Annotated in this window: 26 protein-coding genes; 22 read left to right on the forward strand and 4 right to left on the reverse strand. The window is 27.2% G+C overall.

The window, feature by feature from the left end; all coding sequences use genetic code 11:
- Nucleotides 1-342 precede the first annotated feature (342 nt).
- The 3 genes from ACZJV1_RS07790 (at nucleotide 343) to ACZJV1_RS07800 (ending at nucleotide 2,041) form a co-directional block, all read left to right on the forward strand.
- Nucleotides 343-822, forward strand: a complete 480-nt coding sequence (locus ACZJV1_RS07790) for a hypothetical protein (RefSeq protein ID WP_463651920.1) — start codon at nucleotides 343-345, stop codon at nucleotides 820-822.
- A gap of 96 nt (nucleotides 823-918) precedes the next feature.
- Nucleotides 919-1,458 carry a GNAT family N-acetyltransferase gene (locus tag ACZJV1_RS07795; RefSeq protein ID WP_463651921.1) on the forward strand — a complete coding sequence of 180 codons (540 nt, stop codon included), beginning with the start codon at nucleotides 919-921 and terminating at the stop codon, nucleotides 1,456-1,458.
- A 241-nt stretch (nucleotides 1,459-1,699) separates the two neighbouring features.
- Complete coding sequence (locus tag ACZJV1_RS07800; RefSeq protein ID WP_463651922.1) at nucleotides 1,700-2,041, forward strand: SdpI family protein; 342 nt, start codon at nucleotides 1,700-1,702, stop codon at nucleotides 2,039-2,041.
- Between the two features lie 46 nt (nucleotides 2,042-2,087).
- Here the strand turns inward: ACZJV1_RS07800 and ACZJV1_RS07805 are convergent, their stop codons facing one another.
- On the reverse strand, nucleotides 2,088-3,068 hold the full coding sequence (locus tag ACZJV1_RS07805) for a biotin--[acetyl-CoA-carboxylase] ligase (RefSeq protein WP_463651923.1): 981 nt from the start codon (nucleotides 3,066-3,068) through the stop codon (nucleotides 2,088-2,090).
- 118 nt (nucleotides 3,069-3,186) lie between these two features.
- Here ACZJV1_RS07805 and ACZJV1_RS07810 point away from each other — a divergent pair, with 118 nt between their 5' ends.
- From ACZJV1_RS07810 to ACZJV1_RS07825, 4 genes are all read left to right on the forward strand, one after another.
- Complete coding sequence (locus tag ACZJV1_RS07810; protein WP_463651924.1) at nucleotides 3,187-3,765, forward strand: hypothetical protein; 579 nt, start codon at nucleotides 3,187-3,189, stop codon at nucleotides 3,763-3,765.
- 1 nt (nucleotide 3,766) lies between these two features.
- Nucleotides 3,767-4,291: a biotin transporter BioY gene (locus tag ACZJV1_RS07815; protein ID WP_463651925.1), complete on the forward strand. Its 525-nt coding sequence runs from the start codon at nucleotides 3,767-3,769 to the stop codon at nucleotides 4,289-4,291.
- A 107-nt stretch (nucleotides 4,292-4,398) separates the two neighbouring features.
- Nucleotides 4,399-5,535: a thiolase family protein gene (locus ACZJV1_RS07820; RefSeq protein WP_463651926.1), complete on the forward strand. Its 1,137-nt coding sequence runs from the start codon at nucleotides 4,399-4,401 to the stop codon at nucleotides 5,533-5,535.
- 2 nt (nucleotides 5,536-5,537) lie between these two features.
- Nucleotides 5,538-6,923 carry an AMP-binding protein gene (locus ACZJV1_RS07825; protein ID WP_463651927.1) on the forward strand — a complete coding sequence of 462 codons (1,386 nt, stop codon included), beginning with the start codon at nucleotides 5,538-5,540 and terminating at the stop codon, nucleotides 6,921-6,923.
- Between the two features lie 181 nt (nucleotides 6,924-7,104).
- Here the strand turns inward: ACZJV1_RS07825 and ACZJV1_RS07830 are convergent, their stop codons facing one another.
- On the reverse strand, nucleotides 7,105-10,320 hold the full coding sequence (locus ACZJV1_RS07830; RefSeq protein WP_463651928.1) for a discoidin domain-containing protein: 3,216 nt from the start codon (nucleotides 10,318-10,320) through the stop codon (nucleotides 7,105-7,107).
- A 405-nt stretch (nucleotides 10,321-10,725) separates the two neighbouring features.
- Here ACZJV1_RS07830 and ACZJV1_RS07835 point away from each other — a divergent pair, with 405 nt between their 5' ends.
- The 9 genes from ACZJV1_RS07835 to ACZJV1_RS07875 all read left to right on the forward strand — a co-directional run bounded on the left by ACZJV1_RS07835 (nucleotide 10,726) and on the right by ACZJV1_RS07875 (nucleotide 16,227).
- Nucleotides 10,726-11,010, forward strand: a complete 285-nt coding sequence (locus ACZJV1_RS07835) for a hypothetical protein (RefSeq protein ID WP_463651929.1) — start codon at nucleotides 10,726-10,728, stop codon at nucleotides 11,008-11,010.
- Between the two features lie 178 nt (nucleotides 11,011-11,188).
- The gene (locus ACZJV1_RS07840; RefSeq protein ID WP_411167377.1) at nucleotides 11,189-11,542 is read left to right on the forward strand and encodes a helix-turn-helix domain-containing protein; all 354 of its coding nucleotides are present in this window, start codon (nucleotides 11,189-11,191) and stop codon (nucleotides 11,540-11,542) included.
- A gap of 322 nt (nucleotides 11,543-11,864) precedes the next feature.
- On the forward strand, nucleotides 11,865-12,122 hold the full coding sequence (locus ACZJV1_RS07845; protein WP_411167378.1) for a hypothetical protein: 258 nt from the start codon (nucleotides 11,865-11,867) through the stop codon (nucleotides 12,120-12,122).
- 163 nt (nucleotides 12,123-12,285) lie between these two features.
- Nucleotides 12,286-12,414 (forward strand): CPBP family glutamic-type intramembrane protease, encoded by a 129-nt coding sequence (locus ACZJV1_RS07850; RefSeq protein ID WP_463652145.1) that lies wholly within the window; start codon nucleotides 12,286-12,288, stop codon nucleotides 12,412-12,414.
- 37 nt (nucleotides 12,415-12,451) lie between these two features.
- Nucleotides 12,452-13,021: a hypothetical protein gene (locus ACZJV1_RS07855; protein WP_463651930.1), complete on the forward strand. Its 570-nt coding sequence runs from the start codon at nucleotides 12,452-12,454 to the stop codon at nucleotides 13,019-13,021.
- A 282-nt stretch (nucleotides 13,022-13,303) separates the two neighbouring features.
- On the forward strand, nucleotides 13,304-14,134 hold the full coding sequence (locus tag ACZJV1_RS07860; RefSeq protein WP_463651931.1) for a pentapeptide repeat-containing protein: 831 nt from the start codon (nucleotides 13,304-13,306) through the stop codon (nucleotides 14,132-14,134).
- 171 nt (nucleotides 14,135-14,305) lie between these two features.
- On the forward strand, nucleotides 14,306-14,863 hold the full coding sequence (locus ACZJV1_RS07865; RefSeq protein ID WP_463651932.1) for a GNAT family N-acetyltransferase: 558 nt from the start codon (nucleotides 14,306-14,308) through the stop codon (nucleotides 14,861-14,863).
- 165 nt (nucleotides 14,864-15,028) lie between these two features.
- Complete coding sequence (locus ACZJV1_RS07870; RefSeq protein ID WP_463651933.1) at nucleotides 15,029-15,487, forward strand: VOC family protein; 459 nt, start codon at nucleotides 15,029-15,031, stop codon at nucleotides 15,485-15,487.
- A gap of 302 nt (nucleotides 15,488-15,789) precedes the next feature.
- Nucleotides 15,790-16,227, forward strand: a complete 438-nt coding sequence (locus ACZJV1_RS07875) for a VOC family protein (protein WP_463651934.1) — start codon at nucleotides 15,790-15,792, stop codon at nucleotides 16,225-16,227.
- 194 nt (nucleotides 16,228-16,421) lie between these two features.
- Here the strand turns inward: ACZJV1_RS07875 and ACZJV1_RS07880 are convergent, their stop codons facing one another.
- Nucleotides 16,422-16,637, reverse strand: a complete 216-nt coding sequence (locus ACZJV1_RS07880; protein WP_463651935.1) for a hypothetical protein — start codon at nucleotides 16,635-16,637, stop codon at nucleotides 16,422-16,424.
- Nucleotides 16,638-16,895: 258 nt separating this feature from the next.
- Here ACZJV1_RS07880 and ACZJV1_RS07885 point away from each other — a divergent pair, with 258 nt between their 5' ends.
- From ACZJV1_RS07885 to ACZJV1_RS07895, 3 genes are all read left to right on the forward strand, one after another.
- A complete protein-coding gene (locus ACZJV1_RS07885) occupies nucleotides 16,896-17,030 on the forward strand; it encodes a hypothetical protein (protein WP_463652146.1) in 135 nt (44 codons plus the stop codon).
- 39 nt (nucleotides 17,031-17,069) lie between these two features.
- The gene (locus tag ACZJV1_RS07890) at nucleotides 17,070-17,966 is read left to right on the forward strand and encodes a GNAT family N-acetyltransferase (protein ID WP_463651936.1); all 897 of its coding nucleotides are present in this window, start codon (nucleotides 17,070-17,072) and stop codon (nucleotides 17,964-17,966) included.
- 139 nt (nucleotides 17,967-18,105) lie between these two features.
- Nucleotides 18,106-18,594, forward strand: a complete 489-nt coding sequence (locus tag ACZJV1_RS07895; protein ID WP_411167385.1) for a CarD family transcriptional regulator — start codon at nucleotides 18,106-18,108, stop codon at nucleotides 18,592-18,594.
- A gap of 109 nt (nucleotides 18,595-18,703) precedes the next feature.
- Here the strand turns inward: ACZJV1_RS07895 and ACZJV1_RS07900 are convergent, their stop codons facing one another.
- Nucleotides 18,704-19,402, reverse strand: coding sequence for an SDR family oxidoreductase (locus ACZJV1_RS07900; RefSeq protein WP_463651937.1), 699 nt, complete (start codon nucleotides 19,400-19,402; stop codon nucleotides 18,704-18,706).
- 408 nt (nucleotides 19,403-19,810) lie between these two features.
- Between ACZJV1_RS07900 and ACZJV1_RS07905 the strand changes: the two genes are divergently transcribed.
- From ACZJV1_RS07905 to ACZJV1_RS07915, 3 genes are all read left to right on the forward strand, one after another.
- On the forward strand, nucleotides 19,811-20,305 hold the full coding sequence (locus tag ACZJV1_RS07905; RefSeq protein ID WP_463651938.1) for a GNAT family N-acetyltransferase: 495 nt from the start codon (nucleotides 19,811-19,813) through the stop codon (nucleotides 20,303-20,305).
- Between the two features lie 62 nt (nucleotides 20,306-20,367).
- On the forward strand, nucleotides 20,368-21,411 hold the full coding sequence (locus ACZJV1_RS07910; protein ID WP_463651939.1) for a serine hydrolase domain-containing protein: 1,044 nt from the start codon (nucleotides 20,368-20,370) through the stop codon (nucleotides 21,409-21,411).
- 233 nt (nucleotides 21,412-21,644) lie between these two features.
- Complete coding sequence (locus tag ACZJV1_RS07915) at nucleotides 21,645-24,029, forward strand: cation-translocating P-type ATPase (RefSeq protein WP_411167388.1); 2,385 nt, start codon at nucleotides 21,645-21,647, stop codon at nucleotides 24,027-24,029.
- Nucleotides 24,030-24,043 lie beyond the last annotated feature (14 nt).

The following is a 24,043-nucleotide window of genomic DNA, read 5'->3' on the forward strand; positions in this document are numbered from 1 at the left end:
TAAGTTTCACAATATCTTAATATTACTCCTATTATTACTGAAACATTAAGAGAAAGAAATCTAGGGATAGCAGTAGGGAAATCAGTTCAATGGTTAAGAGAAAATGTTGAATGTCAAGAAAAAACTGTAGATGATAAGATTTTTAAATTTAAATTATCTAATATTTACAAAATTTAGAATGATATAACTAATGAACTTAAAAAGATACTTGTTGTTGTAGGAGTGGTTATAGGAGGCGAAAGAGTTTGCTTCAGAAGAGCCAGAATATTTTGTAGGTATAGTAAATAATGACACAATTATTGAATATTAATATAACTATATATATTATTTGGAGGAGATTCTATGATAGGACATTTAGGATTTTCATATATAGGATTAATTTATTTGTTGATGTTATTTATACCAAACATTATATGGACAAAGCATCAGCCAGAAGATTATGATTATAGCAATGAAAATAAACTATTGCTGTTATTTGAACGTATTGGACAAGTATCTGTAACATGTTGTGCTTTGATTTTTTCTGATTTCAATCCTACTCATTTTTCTCTATGGAGTCTATGGTTAATTTTATCATGCATTTTGATGATTTTATACGAGATATATTGGATTAGATATTTTATAGGGGAACATACTTTAAAAAATTTTTATCGCAGTTTCTATGGTATTCCTGTGCCAGGATCAACTCTTCCTGTTGTTGCATTTTTAATATTAGGGGTATATGGAAAGGTAATTTGGATGATTATATCTATAATAATTCTTGGAATTGGTCATATAGGAATACACATTCAGCACTTAAAAGAAATAAAATATTATCAATAAATTCTATTAATAATTTGCTATAAAAGAAGTATATGTAATTATATGGTTATTTAGTTTAAAATTGTATTAAGTTGTGAGATAAAAGGGGAGTATTAAATGGAAAAATTGATAAGCGATAGATTGGTATTAAGGCAATGGAAGGAGAGTGATAGCGCGGATTTATATGAATATGCTAAAAGTGATTTAGTGGGTCCAAATGCTGGATGGCCACCTCATAAAGATGAAAATGAAAGTAAAGAAAAAATAAAAATGTTTATACGTAATAATGACACTTATGCCATAGTTTTAAAGGCTGAAAATAAAGTTATTGGTGGTATTGGGCTGCATAGGAGAAAGCCTGATATTAATTTGGCTAATTTAGAGCAAAGAGAAATAGGATATGTTTTAAATCCTAAATATTGGGGAAATGGTTATGTTCCTGAAGCTGTAAATTGCTTAGTTGATTATGGTTTTAATAAATTAAATTTAGACTTAATTTGGTGTGGTCATTTTGATTTTAATAATAATTCTAAAAGAGTAAATGAAAAGTGTGGATTTAAATATAGGTTTACTAAAAAAGAAAGATTAAAATTTTTAGACAATAAAGAGGTTAATATACTTTATTATAGCATTTTAAATTCAGAGTATTTTCATTAAGTTGTGTATTATAATGAAAAATCTTCAATTCGTAGTTCAATATGGAAATGAAATGATTGAAATTGGAAGATGATTTTTCATCAAGTACTCTTGTAGGTATTAAATAATTATTTTAAGTAACTACAGTTTTGTTTGATTTGGAGGAGATGGGGAAACTTATACCTTTATACTTGATAAATAGTAAAATAGTATTAATTTATTATGGCAATATTTAAATTTTTAATGAATTTAGGAGGTAAATATGATAGGTCTTGTAGGAATAATATGTATAGTCGCTGGTTTCATACTTAAGGCTTTTCCACCACGGAAAATGAATTCTATATATGGTTATAGAACCCCATTGTCAATGAAAAATCAAGATACATGGAATGAGGCACAAAAATATTCAGGCAATACTTTTCTTATATTGGGCTTAATTTATGTTGCTTTAGAATTTATTTTAAATTACTTAATTAAAAATATTAGTATAGGTTATCAAAATATAATAGTTTTAATAGGTTTTGTTATTATGATTGTTGTTGATGAAGTACACTTGAGAAAAGTTTTTAATAAAGATGGAAGTAGAAAGTTGTTGTATAAATAAAAATTAGAAGAGGATGTATCAAAATTTATTTTGATACATCCTCTTTTTATACTCTAATACTAACTTCACCAGAAGATAATAATCTAATAGAACCATCTTCCATTTTAACTTTAAGTCTGCATTCATCATCAATCTCAAGAACTACAGCTCTTTCAGAGGATTTACTAGAAAGTATATTTACTTCTTTATTGATTAATAGAGATCTTTCTTTATATGATTTTAGGAAAGATTTATCTTCAATATGATTGTAATAGTTCCAAAAGCGCTCTAAAACTTCAGCTATAAGCTTACTTCTAATATCAGATAGAGCTGAAGTTTCATCTTCAAAAATACCTTTAGCAATGTCTTTAATTTCTTCTGAAAAGCCTTCTTTTGGTGTTCTTACATTAATACCAATACCTAAAACAGCATAATCAATTATACCGCTTTCAAAATCAAAAGATGCCTCTGTTAATATTCCACAGACTTTTTTATTATCACAATATATATCATTAACCCATTTTATTTTAGCTTCTTTATCAGAAACATTTTCTATAGCTTCAGCAACAGCAACAGCAGTAGCGGCAGTAATAAGAAAAGCCTTTGAAGCATGCATTTGTGGGCGTAGAAGAATGCTCATATAAATTCCTGTACCTTTAGGAGAGTGAAACTTTCTACCGAATCTTCCTCGTCCTTCAGTTTGTTCTTCTGAAATAATTACTGTACCTTCTTTTTCCCCATTAATTGCAAGCTCTTTTATTGCACTATTAGTTGAATTAATTGTTTTGTAAACATTAATATTAAAATCATTATCGCCTTTATTTAAATATTTAGAAATACTTTGAGAAGATAGTATATCTGTATCAGTAGAAAGGCAATAACCTTTGTTAGTAACAGCACAAATATTGTATCCTTCATTTTGTAATGATTTTATTGCTTTCCAAATAGCATTTCTACTTACTGAAAGCTCTTTAGCAAGATCAGCACCAGATATGTAATTTCCTTTGTTATTTTCAAGTACACTTAAAGTTTTATCTTTTACACTCATGTTTCCACCTATTTTATTTTCATTATTGTTATCTTATTAATATATTATACCATAATAATTGTCACCTTAAACTATAAAATGGTTGACTATTATAAAAATAGAAAGTATTATATAGAATATGTTAGATTATTTTATAAAAAATTTTGCAAAATCATTAACTCAAATAAGTGATGAAAGATATAAAAACTGCTATATGGTTAAATTAAAGTTAGAAAAACTAAAAGTTAGCCAAGAAAAATATTTGTACAAAGTAAATGTAGAAAAATCTAATGATAGATTTTCAAAAATTGTAAGTGAGGCATACAGAGATAATAATCTTTTATCAAAATTAACAATTGATTTAGTTCATTATAAAGATAATAATGAAAATTCCAAAGTTAGAAGGGAGGAGAAAATAGGGTTATTAGAGTATTGGACAACTATTTCGAAAGATGAAGTAGCTGAATTTAGCAAATATACTAATGATATAAATAATATTCATATGCTTGATAAGCCTATTGTTCAAGGTTTACTTATTTTAATACATTTATCTATACTAATAAAAGAATTTAGAACTATTACAATAAAATTTATTAGGCCTATTTATGCAGAAGATGATATTTATATAAAAAAGGTGAAAAACACTATTTTAGGATATGTTAACAATATATTGTGTTTTAAATGTAATTTTACAGAAGATACAGAAATGAGGGATTAAGATGAAAATAAAAGAATTAACAAAAATGTCAATTTGTATAGCAATAATTTGTATATCAGCATATATTTCTTTTCCGCTACCATTTACCCCTGCAATGATAACTGCTCAAACAATTGCAATTAACTTAGTAGCTTTAATACTTACACCTAAGCAATCATTTTTAGTTGTTTTATTATATATATTTTTAGGAGCCTTTGGATTACCTGTTTTTTCAGGGGGAGCAAGTGGATTTGGTAAGTTATTTGGCCCAACAGGTGGATTTATATTAGGGTTTTTAGCGATAGCTCCATTAATAAGTTACTTAAAAGGTAAGAATAATAGTTTTAAAAGATATCTATTTGTAACTACATTTGTTGGAATGATTGTACTGTATGCCTTTGGAGCAATTTTTATGAGTTTAGTACAAAAAATAAGCATTATGTCAGCATTATCATTAGCAGTATTTCCATTTATAGTTGGAGATATATTAAAGTGCTTTTTAAGTTCATACATAGCAGTAAAATTAAATAAGGTATTAAAAAATTAGTATTGCTAAATAATAATTTAAAATAAGGATTTTAATTAATATACTTTTTAAGATAAATAAGATATTTAAAAAGCTTAAAAATAACATGATTTTAGGAAGATATTGAAATGAAGAATGTATATATTTTAGGTGGACTTAGAAGTCATATAGGAATAAAAAACGGTATATTTAAAAATATTTTACCAGAAAAGTTAGGGTCAGAAGTTTTAAAAGAATTAATTAATAAATACAAACTTACTGATATTGATGAAATAATTTGTGGAAATTCAGTAGGGACAGGTGGTAATATTACAAGGCTTATGAGTTTATATGCAGGAGTTTCAGAGGAAATTCCTGCATACACTGTTGATATGCAATGTGGATCTGGAAGCATTACTATAGATTTAGCATTTGCTAAAATAAAAAGTGGAATGTGTGATTTAATAATTGCAGGTGGATTTGAAAGTAGTTCATTGCAGCCAGTAAGATATTATAATAAAAGTGATACAAGATATAGTGAAGAAAAGCCATATTTTCAAACAGCACAATTTTCACCCTATGAGATGGAAGAAAATGCTATGTTAATTGGAGCTGAGAGGATTGCAGAAAAATATAATATAAAAAAAGAAGAACTTGATTACTGGATTTTAGAAAGTCATAAAAGAGCAGCTAAGGCAAGAAATTTAGGAGTTTTAAATAATAGTATTTGTTCTATAAATAATAGTTTCAAAGATGAAGGAATAAGAGAAACTATAAATAAAAGGCTTATTGATAGATTAAAACCTCTAGTAAAAGAAAATGGAGTTATTAATGCTGCTAATTCTTGCTTAACAAATGATGGGGTAGCCTTTGTAGTTTTATGCTCAGAAAAGTATTTAAAAGATAATAATATAAAGCCAAAGGCAGAAATAATAGCTACTTCATTAAAAGGATCTAGTCCTTTATATAGTCCAGAAAGTTCCATATTAGTAACAGATAAATTATTAAAGGAACAAAAAATGGAGTATAAGGATATTTCAGCTTTTGAATTTAATGAAGCTTTTGCAGTTATTGATGTTATGTTTCAAATAAAAAATCCTACTTTAATAGATAGATATAATATTTTAGGGGGCGCTTTAGCATATGGACATCCGTTTGGTGCATCTGGAGCGATAATAATGATACATCTTTTAAAAAGTTTAGATCTAGTAAATGGAAAGTATGGAGTTTCAACAATTGCAGCAGCAGGAGGGATAGGATCTTCAATATTAATAAAAAGGAGCTAGGTATGAACTATTTTGACTTATTATGTGATATTAGAAGAAATAATAGAAATAAAAACTTTTTAATTATAGATGAAAAAGTATATAGATATAATCATATTTATAATGAAGTCTGCAGTATACAGAATATATTAAAAAATAATATTAAGCGTGAAAAATGCAATATATTAATTTTTTCTAAGAAGCTTTATTTTCAATTAATAAGTTTCTTTTCTTCTAATGGACTTAATAATATACCAATAATATGTCATCATAGCTTGCCTTATGAAGCACTTAAGGAAATAATATCTACCAATAATATAGATTATGTTATTAGCGATGAAAAATTAGAATTTAAAAACGAGGAAGTAATTAAAGTTATTTCTAAAGAGATAGAATTAATTTATTTATATAAATTTAATTTCAATGAAAATTTATTAAATAATAAACATATATGTTTTGGAGCTTTAACATCAGGTTCAACGAGTATTCCAAAAGTATTATATAGAACATATAAAAGCTGGACAGATTTTTTCTATATACAAAATAATATATTTAAAGTAAATTCAGAATCTATATTATTTATAAATGGAAGTCTAAGTTTTACAGGAAATTTAAATGCCTTATTATCAGTATTATATGTAGGAGGAACCATGGTTACAATCGAAAATTTATCTCCAAAAAGATGGATAAAATCAATTAAAGATAATTCTGTAACAAATATATACCTTATTCCTTCTAAATTAAAATTATTATCTAAAGGTTTAAAAGAAAAAAATAATAATATTATAAGCATATTTTCAGGGTCAGAATTACTTTTTAATGAAGTAGCAGATAGTCTTAAAAATAATTTTCCTAAGGCAGAAATAATTCTTTATTATGGAGCAAGTGAATTAAGTTTTATTACATATATAACATATGAAGAAATGAGAATGAAACCATTAAGTGTAGGAAAACCATTTAAAGATATAAATGTATTTATAAAAGATGATTGTATTTATGTAGATACAAAATATCATATTGATGGAATAGAAGTTCCTTTTTCAGTTAATGATACAGGTTATATTGATGAGGATGGATACCTATTTTTACAAGGAAGAAAAGAAGATATAATAAATAAAAATGGAGTAAAAATTAATCTTTTAAAAATAGAGCAAGAAATAAAAAATATAAAAGAAGTTATGGAATGCTCAGCAGTTTATTACACTAATAATCTGAATAAAATCAACGTAGCTGTATTTATAATTTCTAACAGTAGTATTAATAAAGAAGATATTATTAAAAAATGCAAGGAAAAGCTTATGCCAGTAGAAATTCCGAGAGAGATATTTTTCGTAAAAAGCCTTCCTTTAAATGATTCAGGAAAAATAGACAAGAAAAAGTTTAAAAATATACTAGAAAGTAATTTATAAAGGAGCTGTGCACTAATTATTTTAGTGTGACAGCCCCTTAAAAATATTATAAATTAACATCATCAAATTCATGTTATTTTTAGCACCTTTATTTTAATCATTAGAGTAGTACCTCATAAACTTTATAGCTTATAAATTAACAAAAGATATCATAATGTCTTCAATTTTCCTATTCAATATATCACTTTGCATAAAATACTTTACATTCATTCATACTAGCCCAATAACCACTCTTTAGTCCTGTAACTGTTATCCTAACATATCTAGCATTTTCTTTTGAAAAACCACTCATTTGATTTTTCTCATTACTGTCATTATTGCTCTTATCTACAACCTTTATCCAATTATTATTATCAATTGAAACCTCTACTACATAATTATATAATTCTGCATATTCCCAATTAATTTCTACTCCATCTATAGGATAAATATCTCCAAGGTCAACCTTCCACCAATGATTAGCATTACTATTGTTTGCACACCATCTACTTGATAAATTTTCATCATTAGCTTTATATGCACCATTTCCTTTTCCTAATTGTTCGCTATCAGAAGTTGCAAATTTATTTAAAGCCAAATTATCGCCTGGCTGTGGATCAATGGTTTTATTGCTATAATTACAAGGTACTCTTGACTCTTTAAGTTCAGTTGTATCTATTGTTATCTCACTACTAATTAATCCATTTGATTCTGCATTTATAGTGATCCGTCCTAAATCATCCAGTTTACTTTGTATAAATATTGCGCCTTGTCCAGCTTCTAATTTAAATGGATTTTCTCCAATTAATGTAGATGGTCCATTAACAGTAAATTTTATATTATTATCAGCATAAGGTACTACTTGATTATTCTCATCAACAACAGCCACATAAACTCTAGTTGTATCACTTCCATCTGCTACTATAGACGTATCATCTGCTTTTAATATAATCTTTTTAGGAGTTCCTGGAGTATATCTTGTAAATGTTGTTATAACCTCGCCATTAACTCTTCCTTCTGCTCTTATATTTCCAGTTTCATAGCTAATATTATCAAAAATAGTTAATGGATACGGTAAATTCATATAAGTATTTGGTTTCTTTATGCCTTTAGATACTTCATTAACAAAAATTTCAACTTCATCACAGTTGCTTGCAACAGTTATACTTGATGGAACATTTGGTGTCCAATAATTTGCTATATATACCATACTTCCATATAAATCTCTATTACTTTGGGATTTATAAAAAGCTGCTACTGGCTTTGGATTTCTAAAAAGATCATATGTGCCATGATATCTTATATTATTGCTACTGACACTGTCACTTATAGGTGTATTGTAATCAAAAGCACACCATCCTAACGCTCCTGATACATCACTTCTTCCATAAGATTCATTTTGAACACTAGCATGTCTTGTAAAGTTTTGTAAGAGTCTACTTTCCTCATCAAATGATCTTATTGGGAAAATATGACCTTCATATTCTGTAACAAGCCAAGGTAATACCCTAGGAGCCTTTATTCCTCCTGTAAAATCATTAAATCCAAATAAATCCTCTAAAAATGTACTTAAATAATTTGAAGTAAACCTTGATCCTGTAGTTGCTCTACTTGGATCTAGTCCTCTTGCAACTTCATTTGTTTTTTTATAAAAAGTATTGTCATCTATAGATTCATTAACCCGTACTCCCCAAGTTACTATACTTGGATGGTTCCTGTCTCTTAGAATCATTTCTTTTATGTTATTAATAAATACTTCTTTCCAATCGGACATTCCTATATTTCCCCAGCTTGGAGCTTCTTCTAATACTAATAATCCAATCTCATCACATCTATTCAAAAATTCTGGATCTTGAACATAGTGAGAACATCTTATCATATTGCATCCTAAATCATACTTAAGGATATCCGCATCTTTTCTTTGTAACCTATCAGCGGCTGCGCGTCCTATATAAGGAAATGTCTCATGTCTATCTAGCCCTCTCACCTTTAAGTATTGATTATTTATATAAAATTTGCCATCTTTACTACTAAACTCAATCCATCTAAGACCTATTGGAGTTATATATTCATCTACGTTTTCATCATTATAAATTACTTGTGTATAAGCTTTATACATATACGGATTATCTGGATGCCAAAGATCGGGATTTACTATTCTAGTAGTCTGAGAGTTAAATTCATAAGACCCATTAGCTGGAACATCTCCAACTGTTTCTGCAATAGCCACAAGATTATTATCTTTATCTACTATATTTGTTTTAACTTTGCAGTTTACTAAACTATCACTTGTATTAATTACATTTGTCTTAGTCAAAACTACTACACTTTTTGTATTATTGTAATCAATTGGAGATGTAACTAGGTATGTTCTATCTACATATAAAGGATTTGTAATTATTAAATTCACATCTCTTGAGATACCACCAAATAAATAATAGTCCACTAAGAAATTTTCTGGTGGAATATCTTTTCTTTCAGTAGAATCAACTTTAACAGAGATAACGTTATCATCATCTCCAAAGTTTATATAATCTGTTATATCAACTTTGAAGGATGTATATGCTCCCTTATGATCTGTAACAAATTTACCATTAACATATATCTGTGAAAATGTACCTACTCCCTCAAATTCAACAATAACTCTGCTATTTTTATAATCTAAAGGCAAACTAAAATGCCTTCTATACCAAGATATAAATTGAAATTGACTGCTATCAATATTTTCTCTAGTTGTTAAAATTTTATTTGCATGAGGTATGTTTACTTTAGTAAATCTGCTTTCATCTAAAGTAATGTCCATACCATTTGATATATCTTCACTACTATATAACCAGTCAGTATTAAAATTCATGTTCTTTCTTTCTGTATTACTTGGTGTAAAAGTATTAGAAACATATGGCTCCCCAAGAGCTTCCTTTCCAAATACTTTAAAATCATAAAAACTAGCCCAGATTCCACTTTCTGTTTCTGTAACTGTAATTTTCACAAACTTAACATTATCTATAACAAAATCATCCTTTTGTATTTGATTTTTATTAGTATTATCTGTTTTATCTATTACTGTAGTCCAATTTTTATCATCGCTTGATACTTCAATTTTATACTTATATAATTTATTACTTTTTTCCCAAGTTACCTCTGATCCAGTAAGTGAATAAAACCCATTTAAGTCCACCTTCCACCAATGTCCCCATGCTCCATCATTAGCACACCACTTTGTAGATAAACTACCATCATTCCCATTGTCAGGATTGTTCCCATATATGGCTTGCCAACTATCTGCCGTTGCGACTTTCATCAAAGCTATATTGGTAGTATCTGCTGCAAAGACTACTTTCATACCTGGGCTATAGTTTGTTAATGCAAGTAATATCATCATAGCTAAACAAATAAATAGAAATTTAAGTTTTTTCATAAAATATTCCTTATACTCATTAAAGTTATTACAAAATATTTTATTATTATTTAGCCATTTTTGTGTCATATTTTTTACTAATTTTCAATAAAATATATACCCTAATATCTAATTCATCTATGTAGACTCAATTTTAGTTGTTCCTCTACGAATTGACTTAGTAAACGCAATGAATCGTTAGCTAGTATCATGCAATCAATATTTATTAGTATGACAGCTACTTTAATTATTTTTATTAGAGATTATTTAGATTACTATTTAAATAGAAGAAATATATGTTATTATTTACATATAACCTAAAAAATGGATTGCTTTTTGGTTATAATGTTTTATTAATAAGTTGTCTTAGATGAAAATGTCTAACAGAGCCAATTAATAAAGTAAATTTTGAAAGAGGTATGAATTATGAAAGAAATAACAAATTCTAAAAAAAGTAACAACGGAGATATGTCCTTAATAATATCTTCAATAGCTGTAATATTTTCATTTACTTATATAGGTGGTAAGTATATAGGTCAACATATATTAAATGCTTTAGGAATACCACTTCCACATTCAATTATATCTATTATTTTATTTTGTATATCTATTTTAATTGGATATAAAAATAGAGAAAGTTATTATGGAAAAGCAGGAATGGCTTTATCTACAATTTTTCTAGGCTTCATTGCTATATCATCACTAATTTAATATAGTATCTTACAAGATTTATATAGAGTGTTTCTTTAAAGTGAATAAATAATTTTTTATAGACTAGATGCAAAGGTATCAATTAAGATAGAGGACAATTTAAAATCATATAGAATAATTTCATTGGTTTACTATAAAGATACTTTAAAATATTAATTAATAGTAGGGGGAATGTGCTATGTCAAAAGAAAAATTATTACCTATTTCTATTTTTTGTTTATCACTTTCAATTATTATTAGTGCTTCAATAATATCTAATGGTATGCAAAATAATGGACGATTCATTGGAGAGGGGATAAGCCAAGGATTATTTAATATTACTAATACAATTAGTCAAGAAAATAATAACTTAGATTCAAAAGATATTTTATCATTAGATGAGGCATCACAATACTTGGGTATAAGCCAGGAAAGATTAACTCAAGTAATTATTAAAGATGAATCGATACCATGTGTGCAAATATCTGGACAATTTATATTTAGTAAAAAAGCATTAGATAAATGGGTTGAAACATCAAGATTTAAGATGTAATTCAAATAAAATAGTGAAAGCACATGATAGAACCAGATACAATAATGCCTTAAGTATTAATGCTTTTAGAATTTCTACATCTACAAAATATATATGTTGTGATTGTGGATATTTTGAAGAGGACTTTGATAGTTAAAAGGATAGAGAAGTTATTTATAATGAATCTAAGGATAAAATGTAGAAGCTGATTTTGGATTTACATGGATTATCTAAGACTAGAATTTGTATTATTGATACGCATTTTATTTAGAGTTAAGCTATTTATTAAAAATAAGTTATATATATTCTAATTAATCATGATTTAAGGGGGCGGGAAGAAGATATGATGTCAATAATATATAAAAATCCAGTTGTTTCAGCAGTAGCTATAAATATAGTTACTTTAATTTTGTTAATATATTCAGTTAGTGAAAGAATATCATTGTTTTTTATGTTACCAATGCTTACTGGTGTCTTAAATAGACGAATTGTTGATAATAGCCATAATATTGATAGAAGAAAGAAAATTATAATTTTTTCTAGTTTTGTATTAATACTGCTTATTTATTTAGCATATGCTCAGTGTGTGTATATTATTTAAATATAAATAAATTGCTAAAAGAGTATCTATAGATACTTCAATTATTTTAAGACTAAGTATTATAGAATTTATTATATTAACATGTCACATTCAAAAAAATCCAATATTTCGAACAGTAGGATTTTCAAAAGATGGAATAGGAAAGCAACTTGTTAAGATTCTAATTAAATCTCCAGTTATAGCGGTTATCATATCTTCGATTTTATTTGGATTATGGCATTATCCAGTTGGGCAAAGTATAATGCAAGTTTTAATGACCTCAATTTTAAGAGGAATATATGGATCTAATTAAATAAAATAAGTAATTATTTTTAGAAAGATGATTTTTAATGAGAAAAAAATACTTTATTTTTATTGCAATTGTTTTTAGTCTTTTTATTACTGGTTGTAGTAATAAAAGCTTAAATGTTGAAGATTATCTTAATAGTGGAACATTAATTGATTCAAAGGCAAAAGATATTATGCCAGAGTTAGAGGATTTGCCTGAATATAAGAATATAGAATACAAATATACACATAAATCTATGTTAATATTTGAGTCTCATTCAGTTGCTCTTATTGTGAGCTATGATGATAATACATTTGAGAGTGAAAAAGAGAAATTAAATGAACAATATATTTTTTTAGATGAAAAAATTAAGTCCGAATTTGATAAAAGTAAATACTACATTCCTGAATATGAGTTTTCAGTAGAGAGTTATACATTTAGAGTTATAGATAAAAATAGTACTCCTAACACGAAATACCCTAAGTCCTTTGGTATGATAGGAGTATCTGAAGAGAAGAAAAGCATAGCATATTTGTATTTTTATGATGAAGATTTAGATTATATAGGAGGAGATAGTGAAAAAGAACCTATGGCTAAATTCATTAAGGAGTATTTTAAATATGATTTTTAGCTGCAGATTCTAAATACTATAAGCAGTGTCTTATTACCAAAACAATTATTTATTATAAGATAAAAAATATGAAATTAATAATTTCTGTGATTATATGATGAATGAGATAAATTAGTATAGTGATTTATGAAAATAAATTTACTATAAGAGCAGCAGGGGGTAGGAATACAATAACTATAGATTTTAATGAATAATAGAGAGAAAATATCTTTAGAAATTGAATAATAATATGTATATGATATAATTTATATAATATATTTTATGAATGCGAGATGGATAAAAATGAATTATAAAGAACTACAGCCTGATTGTGAAAAGTGCTTTGGACTATGTTGTGTTGCGCTATATTTTTCATCTATGGATGGATTTCCAGTTAATAAAGATGCAGGTAAACCTTGTATTAATTTAGCAGGTGATTTTAAATGTAAAGTTCATGAAGATCTTAATAAGAAAGGACTAAAAGGTTGTATAGCATATGATTGCATTGGTGCAGGGCAAAAGGTAGCTCAAGTCACTTATTCTGGACATGACTGGAAGGAAAATCCTGAGTCTTCAAAGCAAATGTTTGATGTTTTTATTATTATGAAGCAACTTCATGAAATGCTCTGGTACCTTAATGAAGCTGTTAGGTTACAATACAATAGCAATATAAATAAAGACAAGCTGATTGAAAAGATAGATGAAATAGAAAATCTAACGCATTTAGAGGTAGAATCAATTATAAATTTAGATTTAACATCTATTAGAGTAGGCGTTAATTCTTTACTTCTACAAACTAGTGAATTTTTGAGAAAAAAATTTAATAATGGTAAGAATTCTTTAAAAGGAAAGAAAGCAATAGGTGGGGGATTAAATCTTATGGGTGCAGATCTTAGAAAAAAAGACCTAAGAGGTGCAAATTTAAGTGGAGCTTTTCTAATTGCATCAAATTTAAGAGGCGTAGATTTAAGTTGGGCAGATTTAATTGGTTCTGATTTAAGGGATGCAGATTTAAGTGGAGCAAATTTAATTAACAGCATTTTTTTAACTCAAGCTCAAATTAATAGTGCTAAAGGTGATGTTAATACAAGATTACCTAAATCACTAATTAAACCAGATCACTGGTTAAAATGATTAAGTAATCAAAAATAAAAAGTATATTCAACTATATAGTTTATATTATAAATGAATATTAATCATAGAAAGAATACAAAAGTGAAGGATAAAATTAATAATAGAAAATATCGTATTATTCAAATAGAGTATACGATATTTTTTATTTAAGAATATTAATGGGAGAAGTTTATGGTAATTAAGGATAAAAGAATTGAAGGTAAAAATTTAACATGGATACTTCGTTGTCCAACAAAAGCAGATGCTGAGGAATTATCTAACCTAAGAGTTAAAATAGATGGAGAAACAGAAAACCTTGATAGGGACCCAGGGGAAGGATTGTTAACTCCAGAAGATTTTGAAAGAATAATTTATGAGGATACTGTATTAAAAACAAATTTATTTTTAATAGCAGAGGTAAATGGAAAGATAGTAGGCTTTACACGTTGTGAAGGAAATAAACTAATTAGATTTAGACATAAAGCAGAGTTTGGAATATGTATATTAAAAGAATACTGGGGATATGGGCTTGGTAAAGTACTGCTAGAAAATATTTTGATATGGGCAAATACTGTAGAAATTAAAAAAATTTCATTAACTGTTGTAGAAACAAATAAAAAAGCAATTGAATTATATAAAAGATATGGATTTGTAGAAGAAGGATTATTAATAAATGATCGTATTCATAAAGATGGAAATTATTATAATACCGTTATAATGGGAAAGTATTTAGATAAAAATAATGACTAATAAATTCGTACATTATTTTATTATACATAATCTAATTATATTATAAAATGGATAAAATCTATTATATCTAAAAATTAAATAACCAGATATTTACAAAATATGTTATAATTAATGATAGTAAGATATTGTAAAGTAAAATTCAGTTAGATTATTAAGGGGTGTTATATGAAATTCCAATTAGCTTTATTGGCTGTAAAAGATGTTGAAGTATCGAAGAGGTTTTATTGTGAATTATTTGAACAAACTGTTACTTTTGACTTTGGTAGAAATGTAACATTTAGTGGGGGATTTGCTATACAAGAAGATTTTCATTGGCTAACAGATATATCAAAAGAATCTATACTTAAAAAGTCTAACAATATGGAGTTGTATTTTGAGGTTGATGATTTTGACACTTTTGTTAAGAAATTAGAGTCATACACTAATATTGAGTATGTTCATAAAACTAAAATGCATGAATGGAAGCAACGGGTTATTAGAATTTATGATCCTGATTACCATATGATTGAAATTGGTGAATCTATGGCTATTATTGCAAAAAGATATTTATCAGAAGGATATTCTGTTGAAGAAACATCTGCAATAATTCAGCATCCTATAGATTTTGTGAAGTCCTGCATGTAAAGAATCACTATAATTTCCTGATTTAATAATCAATAATCTTAATATATTTAGAAATAATTAATTTTTATGAGATGAAATTATGATTATTTATTAAGTTATCAAGTTATTAAATAAAGGAATATTTACTGATGATACTTAGCTAAGATTAGGATTTATTTTGCTTATATGCATTTTATCAGAAGTTAATTTATTTCGTAAAAATAAGTGATGCAACCTGTATGTATTGAGCAAATTTAATATACTATGAATAATTATATTCTAATATTGACATTGCTAATTACAAAATTAAGGAGGGGAACTTATTGAAAAATAATGAAGTTAAATTAATAAATGTATGTCCAGTTTTTATATCTGAAGATGTACAAAAAACTGTAGATTTCTATGCTGAAAAATTGGGATTTAAATTTGCAGCACATTATGATAAGAGTGATAATTTTGCAACAATATATAGAGATTCTATTGAGTTTGTAATTGTACAATCAAAGTTTGGGAAAATACAATCAAACACTAAAAGATATGGTGCAGGTTATGATGCTTATATTGATACTGACACAGTTGGTGGAGTTGATATAATTTATGAAGAGTTTGTTTCCAAAGGTGTTCATATAGTATCAAAACCACATAAAACAGATTATGGTAGTTATGAATTTGTTATTGAAGATATTGATAAAAGATTGATTGGGATAGGACTTATTTATAGCAATAAAACCTACTTTGAAAACTCAAATTATTTGAATTAATACATTGATTTAAAATTCATCCTATTCTTATGATGTAAATTATTATAAATAAAAAATTTATTTAAGCATAGCATTATTTATAATGAATTTAAGATGGTTTTTGCCTTAAATTTAGGCTTTGTTTTAAAATAATGTTGATTTTATATTATATTTAAAGAGGGACATTATCCCTCTTTAAATATTCATTACATATGCTATTTTGATAATACTCGTCTTAATAGCATTTTTTTATAATTTCTTAATTTAGACATATCGTGTTTTTCGGAATATATTCCAATAAAGATTAATGTAGAGCCTAATCCTACGCCTAATCCTTTTATAAATTCTGGAAATAAATTAAAGCAATTTGATAGCAAGAAAATAACATAAAATAGCAATCCCCAATTTGTATAATTATTTAACTTTTTCATATACATCATCACCTCCACTATTCTAATATATATTATATACAAAAATTATAAATTTAACTATTATATTGAAATAATATATGAATATAATGCTATAATTAGTATATATTTTAATTTTCACAAGTTTTAAAGGTATTATAAGTTTATAGGAATGATATTTCGAAAAGGTCAGTAATTTTATTTCCAGATTTCAATAACATTAATATTATTAAAAGTATAAGGGAAAAGTATGACCCACTTGCAAATTGTATTGACCCACATATCACCATTGTTTTCCCGTTTGAAAGTGATATATATACTAATGAATTAAAAGAACATTTTAATGAGGCTTTGAAAGATGTAAAGAAGTTTAGTGTTTCTTTGAAGGACTTACTATATAAATTATTTTTTTTATGAAAGAGGAAGAGTAAATATAAATATGGGGAGGGGCTTTGTTTGGTTAATATAAATAATAAAGTATTAGATCAACATATTATTCTTAAAAAGTATATAAATGAAAAGGAACATAGAGAAATAAAAGAGTTAGAAGATATTTGCATAAAAGAAGATAAAGTAAATTTGAAGTTAGAGTTAGAGTATAGAACACAAATTTATAAAGATTATGAAAAATCATTAAATGATATAAATGAATTTTTATATTATATTAATGATGATTTAATAGGATATATAGGAATTTCAAGCTTTGGAGCAAATGTTGCTGAAATAAATGGAATAGTTCATCCTAGCTTTAGAAGAAGAGGCATATTTACAAAGCTTATTAAACTAGCTATTGATGAATGTAAGAAAAGAAATTTTAATGAGATATTATTACTTTGTGATGATAAGTCAACTTCAGCAATAGAATTTATAAAAAATACAGAAGCTATTTATTCCTTTTCTGAATGTAGAATGAAGTGTTTAAACTATGATATACGGGAAAATAATAAAGATATTTCTTTAGTGAAGTGTAAAAATGAAGATGTAGATCAAATTGAAAATTTAAATAAGGTTTTCTTTGGATATGTAAGTAGTGAATTAATATTACCAGAAGATGAAGAAAAGAATAATACTATTACTTATTTAATCCAATTATATAAGAAAACTATTGGTAAAATAAAAGTAAGTAAGGATAAAAATATGGCATTCATAAGTGGATTTGGAATTATTCCAGAATTCAGGGGTAAGGGGTATGGAAGACAAACCTTGATGGAAGTTTTAAGTAATTTAAATAAAGAGTGTATATATGATGTTGAGTTAGATGTAGAAGTTAAAAATAAAAATGCTCTAAATTTATATAAATCCTGTGGCTTTAAAGAAGAATCAGTGATGAATTATTATAAAGTAAATATTTAACAATATATATTATTAGAAAGATTTAAGCAATATTATTATATTTATGGTATAATTAATATACAACAGGTAGTTCCTAAAAGTTTTTAGCTGTAGGAGCTACTTTTTTTAGTATGAAGTAAATATATAAGGAGGGAAATTTATGTTTGAAATAAATGATTATGTTGTATATGGTTCAAACGGTGTTTGCAAAATTATAGACATAGAAAAGGTTTCTTCAAGAAATGAAGAGTTAGAATATTATATTTTATCTCCAGTTTATAATAATAAAATGACTATTAAAATTCCTGTAAATAATAAGAAAATTTTAATGAGAGAACTCCTAACAAAAAGTGAAGTAATGAATTTAATAGAAGGAATTTCTAAAAATGAGACTATTGATATAGAGGATACAAGAAGGAGAAACGAAGAGTTTAAATCTATTATTAAAAGTGGAAATAATGAAGAAATTATAAAGGTTATTAACTCTATAAAAATAGAAGAAAATGAAAAAAATTTATTAGGTAAAAAACTTAATAAAACTGATGAAGATATTATGATTAGTGCAAGAAAGCATTTATATGAGGAATTAGCAATAGTTTTAGATATTGATGTTGATGAAGTTCAAGAATATATTAAAAATAATATCTAATATCATTAATAAATCTAGAAATACAAATGTCTATAATACATATCTAAATATAGTATTAAAAGAGAGGTAGTTACTAAATCTATTAGCTTTAGTAACTACTTTTTTTAGCTCAATTATCCTTTTGATTTTTAATAACAACTTCAGTTACAGCTAAATATTTTCTTGGTTTAATATTATCAATGATAATATCCGCGATATCATTAGGGTCCATTAATTTCTTGGCTTGTTCTTCTGAAAATACACCATCCCAAAACTCAGTTTTCATACCGCCCATGTATACAGCCAATACATTAATAGAAGTTTTTTTCAATTCTAGGGCTAGACTCTCTGTAAATCCTCTTACACCAAATTTACTTGCACAATAAACGGATTCTGTTATTTTTCCTTCTTTACCAGCTGTAGAAACAATATTTACAATTGTTCCTTCATTATGTTTTCTCATCCCTTTTAACACTTCTTGAGTACAAAAAATTGTTCCTTTTAAATTAATATCAATCATTTGGTGGATTGAATCTTCACTCAAGTTCTCTGCATAATCAAAAAATCCAACGCCAGCGTTATTAATAAGTAAATGAATTGATCCAAAATCATCTTGTATAGATTGAATTACTTGAGATACCATTTGTTTTGAAGTAACATCTACTTCATAAATAGAATAGCTGTTAGTTAAAAATTTTGCTGTTTGTTCAAGCTTTGATTTAGTACGACCGAGTAAACATACGTGATAGTCTAAACTGGAATATTTTTTGGCTAATGCAGCGCCTAATCCACTGCCAGCACCTGTTATAACTACAATATTTTTGCTCATATTTATAATCCTTTCTTATAGAGAATAACTTTTTTCATTATAATAACCCATTTAAATGATAGAATCAATATGTTTATACTAAGTCTCAGTTATATCAAACCTATTAGTGAAGACCAATTTTACAAAGAAAAAATAGCTAGTTATGAAATTATTGAATTTATTCCTACAAAATATGCAGCTAGTTATGAAATTATTGAATTTATTCCTACAAAATATGCAGCTAGTTTCAAAGCTTTTATTTAATAACAATGAAAAATCCCCAAAGAGCTTCCTTTATTTTATGTTTAATAGTAATTTTAAAAACGTAATAATTTATATATAATTGGTATAATTGATGAAATTTTTGGAATTTAATAGAAAAATAATTATAAGATATAGTAAAATAAAATTATAATGGAGGTAGCATTAATGAATATTCGTAAAGTAAAAATTGAAGATGCAGATAATTTGTTAAATATGTTATTAGCTTTAGATAAAGAAACAAAATATATGATGCTTGAACCAGGTGAGAGGCCTAATGATGTCAGTAGAATACATGGAATGATAAAACAATGTACTGAAGGTAGTAATTTACTTTTAGTTGTGACAGAAGATAATAATATTATTGGATTCCTTTCTGCTCAAAGAGGAGTACCAAGAAGAATTAAACATACAGCTTATATTGTTGTTGGTATTCGTGAAGCTTTTCGTGGTAAAGGAATTGGCAAGAAACTATTTTCAGAATTAGATGTATGGGCAAAAGACAACTATGTTACAAGACTTGAGTTAACAGTAATGTATCCTAATACTAGTGCAAAACATCTATATGAGAAAAATGGTTTTAATGTAGAAGGAATTAAAAAGAATTCTATGATAGTTGATGGAAAGTATGTAGATGAATATTATATGGCTAAATTATATTAGTTTACAGATAATAAAGAATATAATCCTAATATAGTGTATATGTAATCTTGAAAGGAGGGTCTATGAAAATAAATAAAATAGAAAAGTTTGAAAAAATCTTTAATAAATTTACAAGCCTAAAAAAAATTCATGAAAGTGTGCTATTTATTGAAAATACAAGTGGTGACTTTTCATTTAGTAAGAGTTATGGTGGAAAAGAATTAGATTCTCCACTTTTAATGGCTAGCATTACAAAATTATTTACAACTACTTGTATTTTAGTATTACAAGAACAAGGTAAGCTATCACTTGATGATAAGATTACAAAGTATTTTAACAATTCTATGTTAAGGGGATTACATGTCTATTATGGGAAAGAATACTCTTTTGATCTTACATTATCAGATTTAATGTTCCAAACAAGCGGTTTGCCAGATATATTTGAAGAGGGAAAAGCATCCACGAAGAATAAAATAGTAAAAAAGGATTTCTGTATTACATTTGAAGAAACTGTAGAGTGTATAAAGAAAGTAAAACCACACTTTGCACCAAGAACAAAGAGAAAAGCTTATTACTCTGATATAAATTTTGATATGTTAGGTAAAATTGTCGAAAGGGTAAATGGTACTACGCTAATGGAAGCATATGAGAAATTTATATTTTTCCCTTTGGGACTAAAGAAAACATATCTTATAGAAAATGAAGATAATGTTGTGCCTAACATTTATTATAAAAACACAGTATTGAAACGTCCTAAATACCTTTCTTGTTGTGGATCAAGTGGGGGAGGTGTTACTACTGCTAGTGAAATGATGATATTTATCAAAGCATTCTTTGGAGGAAAACTATTTAACAAAGCTATTTTTGGCAAGTTATCAATATATAGAAAGTTACAATTTTTAATGGGACCAATTAGATACGGAGGCGGATATATGCAAGTTCCTTTGAGTGGCGTAGTGACGCTCTTTTCAGGTGAAGGTGAGTTAGTTGGTCATACAGGATCAACAGGTTCATTTGCTTTTTATTATCCTCAAAAGGATTTGTTTTTTGTAGGTGACTTAAATCAAATGGGAGGTCCGTCATTACCTATTAGAATATCAATGCAACTTGCAATGGCAGCAAAATAAGAATTAATTATTTTAAAAATAAATTTTAAGTAAAAATTAAGAAGTTTTTAAGGTTAAGTGAAGATTAATGATATAAAATATTTATAAAGCAAAGAAATTAAGGTGACTACATTGTATTAAAATCCTCTTAAAGGATAAGTATATTTAATATATGGTTAAATAGAATTATTTAAAGTTAATAAAGATTAAAAGTATTAATTTTAGGTTTTTATAATAAGGAGTTAAAGCGATAGATGGATAGAAATTTAGAAACTCAGGATGAATCAGTGAATAATGACAAATTAGGGGCAAAAGTTGTAGGTCTGACCGAAGGAGAAGTACAGGAAAGAATTAAAAAAGGACAGGTAAATATACTTCCTAAAGCACCATCAAGGACAATAGGACAAATAATAAGGGCAAACTTATTTACTCTTTTTAATGCTATAAATGCAGTGCTGGCAGTAATTGTAATAACTGCAGGTTCTCCTAAAAATGCACTTTTTGCGGGAGTTATAATAAGTAATACTTTATTAGGAATAATACAAGAACTTAGGGCAAAGTCTATACTAGAAAAGCTCTCTGTACTTAATATGTCTAAGGTTAAGGTTATTAGGAATGGAGAGGCTAAGGAGATATATGTAGAAGAACTAGTTTTAGATGATGTAATGATTTTAACTCCAGGAAATCAAATAGTAGCAGATGGAATAGTGCTTAAAGATAGTGAATTTGAAGTAGATGAATCACTATTAACTGGAGAAGCAGATTCTGTTGGGAAAAAAGAAAGTAGTAATCTTCTATCAGGAAGCTTTGTAGTGGCAGGAGAGGGTTATGCTAAAGTAAGCAATGTAGGAGCCAATACATATGCCGCAAAACTTGCAGATGAGGCAAGAAAATTTAAATTGATTAATTCAGAGCTCCAAGGAGCCACAAATAAAATATTAAAAATAATAATGTGGTTAATAATTCCAATAGGAGGATTGTTGGTAACAACGCAAATTCTTTTTAGTGAGAGAAGCTGGCAGGAAGCAGTAATAGGGACTACAGCTGGAATAGTTGGAATGGTTCCAGAAGGAATGGTATTATTAACAAGCTTAACTTTTGTTGTAGGCGTAGTTAGATTATCCAAGTGGAAAACTCTTGTTCAAGAACTGCCAGCTACAGAGGTTTTAGCTAGAGTTGATGTACTTTGTTTGGATAAAACGGGGACTATAACAGAGGGAGCTTTAAAGTTAATTGATGTTGTGGCCTTAGGTGAAAGAGGTAAGGAAGATATAGACGAGGTATTATCAGCTATAGTTCATGCATTTCCTCACACAAATCCAACTCAACATGCAATTTTAGAAAGATATAGCACTTCATCAAACTTAAATATATTAAAAAAGGTACCTTTTTCATCAGCTAGAAAATGGAGTGGAATAACCATTGAAGATAAAGGAAATTGGGTATTAGGGGCTCCAGAAATGATTTTAGGAGATTCATACGAAGATATAAGAGAACAGGTTGAGGAAGAAGCAGTAAAAGGAAGAAGAGTATTATTATTAGCTAACTTTAATGGAGAAGAATTAAGTGAGAAGTTACCTAATAATATGGAGAAAGGAGCTCTTATACTAATAGAGGATATAATTAGAGAAGAAGCTCCAAAAACATTAGAGTATTTTAGAAAAGAAGGAGTTACTTTAAAGATAATTTCTGGAGATAATCCAGTTACAGTTGCTGCAGTAGCAGAGAGAGCTGGAGTCTTAGGAGCTAAAAATTATGTTGATGCTAGAACTTTGCCAGATGACAAAGAGGAATTAGCTAAGGTGGTTGAGGAAAACACTGTATTTGGAAGGGTTACTCCTCATCAGAAGAAAGCGTTAGTTAAAGCCCTTCAGTCAAAGGGGCATACAGTTGCAATGACTGGAGATGGGGTTAATGATGTATTAGCATTAAAGGAGTCAGATTGTGGTATAGCTATGGCATCAGGTAGTGATGCAACAAGGGCAGTAGCTCAATTAGTTTTGCTTGATTCTAACTTTAGTGCTTTACCTGAAGTAGTGTCAGAGGGAAGAAAGATGATAAATAACATTGAAAAAGTATCAGAGTTGTATTTAACTAAGGCAATTAATTTTATAATCCTATCCACTATATTTGCAATAGCACTTCTTCCTTACCCTATAATGCCAATACAACTAACTCTTATAGGATCTATTTCCATAGGAATTCCTTCTTTCTTTTTAGCATTAGGACCTAATAAGGATAGAGTGGAAAAAGGATTTTTAAAGAGAATATTACAAGTTTCCATTCCTAATGGAGTGGTAATAGCATTAAGTACAGTAACCATATTTATTCTTACATATACTGCAGGCCTTTCATTAGAGGAATGCAGAACATTATCTGTAATAGTGGCAGGTGGAATAGGTCTTGTAGTATTAGCTAGAGTAGCTTATCCTTTAAATATTTGGAGACTAACTCTAGTGGTGAGTATGATAGGCATTTTCATGATAAGTTTTATAGTTCCTTTAGCAAGAAACGTATTCATATTTACTCCTTTAAGTGGTGTATTTATGTTTATAGCATTATTTTTAGTAGTATTATCTTGGCCACTGATAACTTTAATTACAGGAATAGTGAAGAAGATAGGAGATAAAAAATATTAGTAATTTAAATAAGC

This window comes from Clostridium sp. LS3, from assembly GCF_055330225.1.

Bases quoted from the DNA above. Each gene is read 5' to 3' on its own strand.
- ACZJV1_RS07790 (WP_463651920.1), top strand. From the start codon at position 343: ATGATAGGACATTTAGGATTTTCATATATAGGATTAATTTATTTGTTG.
- ACZJV1_RS07795 (WP_463651921.1), top strand. From the start codon at position 919: ATGGAAAAATTGATAAGCGATAGATTGGTATTAAGGCAATGGAAGGAG.
- ACZJV1_RS07800 (WP_463651922.1), top strand. From the start codon at position 1,700: ATGATAGGTCTTGTAGGAATAATATGTATAGTCGCTGGTTTCATACTT.
- ACZJV1_RS07805 (WP_463651923.1), bottom strand. From the start codon at position 3,068: ATGAGTGTAAAAGATAAAACTTTAAGTGTACTTGAAAATAACAAAGGA.
- ACZJV1_RS07810 (WP_463651924.1), top strand. From the start codon at position 3,187: ATGTTAGATTATTTTATAAAAAATTTTGCAAAATCATTAACTCAAATA.
- ACZJV1_RS07815 (WP_463651925.1), top strand. From the start codon at position 3,767: ATGAAAATAAAAGAATTAACAAAAATGTCAATTTGTATAGCAATAATT.
- ACZJV1_RS07820 (WP_463651926.1), top strand. From the start codon at position 4,399: ATGAAGAATGTATATATTTTAGGTGGACTTAGAAGTCATATAGGAATA.
- ACZJV1_RS07825 (WP_463651927.1), top strand. From the start codon at position 5,538: ATGAACTATTTTGACTTATTATGTGATATTAGAAGAAATAATAGAAAT.
- ACZJV1_RS07830 (WP_463651928.1), bottom strand. From the start codon at position 10,320: ATGAAAAAACTTAAATTTCTATTTATTTGTTTAGCTATGATGATATTA.
- ACZJV1_RS07835 (WP_463651929.1), top strand. From the start codon at position 10,726: ATGAAAGAAATAACAAATTCTAAAAAAAGTAACAACGGAGATATGTCC.
- ACZJV1_RS07840 (WP_411167377.1), top strand. From the start codon at position 11,189: ATGTCAAAAGAAAAATTATTACCTATTTCTATTTTTTGTTTATCACTT.
- ACZJV1_RS07845 (WP_411167378.1), top strand. From the start codon at position 11,865: ATGATGTCAATAATATATAAAAATCCAGTTGTTTCAGCAGTAGCTATA.
- ACZJV1_RS07855 (WP_463651930.1), top strand. From the start codon at position 12,452: ATGAGAAAAAAATACTTTATTTTTATTGCAATTGTTTTTAGTCTTTTT.
- ACZJV1_RS07860 (WP_463651931.1), top strand. From the start codon at position 13,304: ATGAATTATAAAGAACTACAGCCTGATTGTGAAAAGTGCTTTGGACTA.
- ACZJV1_RS07865 (WP_463651932.1), top strand. From the start codon at position 14,306: ATGGTAATTAAGGATAAAAGAATTGAAGGTAAAAATTTAACATGGATA.
- ACZJV1_RS07870 (WP_463651933.1), top strand. From the start codon at position 15,029: ATGAAATTCCAATTAGCTTTATTGGCTGTAAAAGATGTTGAAGTATCG.
- ACZJV1_RS07880 (WP_463651935.1), bottom strand. From the start codon at position 16,637: ATGAAAAAGTTAAATAATTATACAAATTGGGGATTGCTATTTTATGTT.
- ACZJV1_RS07895 (WP_411167385.1), top strand. From the start codon at position 18,106: ATGTTTGAAATAAATGATTATGTTGTATATGGTTCAAACGGTGTTTGC.
- ACZJV1_RS07900 (WP_463651937.1), bottom strand. From the start codon at position 19,402: ATGAGCAAAAATATTGTAGTTATAACAGGTGCTGGCAGTGGATTAGGC.
- ACZJV1_RS07905 (WP_463651938.1), top strand. From the start codon at position 19,811: ATGAATATTCGTAAAGTAAAAATTGAAGATGCAGATAATTTGTTAAAT.
- ACZJV1_RS07910 (WP_463651939.1), top strand. From the start codon at position 20,368: ATGAAAATAAATAAAATAGAAAAGTTTGAAAAAATCTTTAATAAATTT.
- ACZJV1_RS07915 (WP_411167388.1), top strand. From the start codon at position 21,645: ATGGATAGAAATTTAGAAACTCAGGATGAATCAGTGAATAATGACAAA.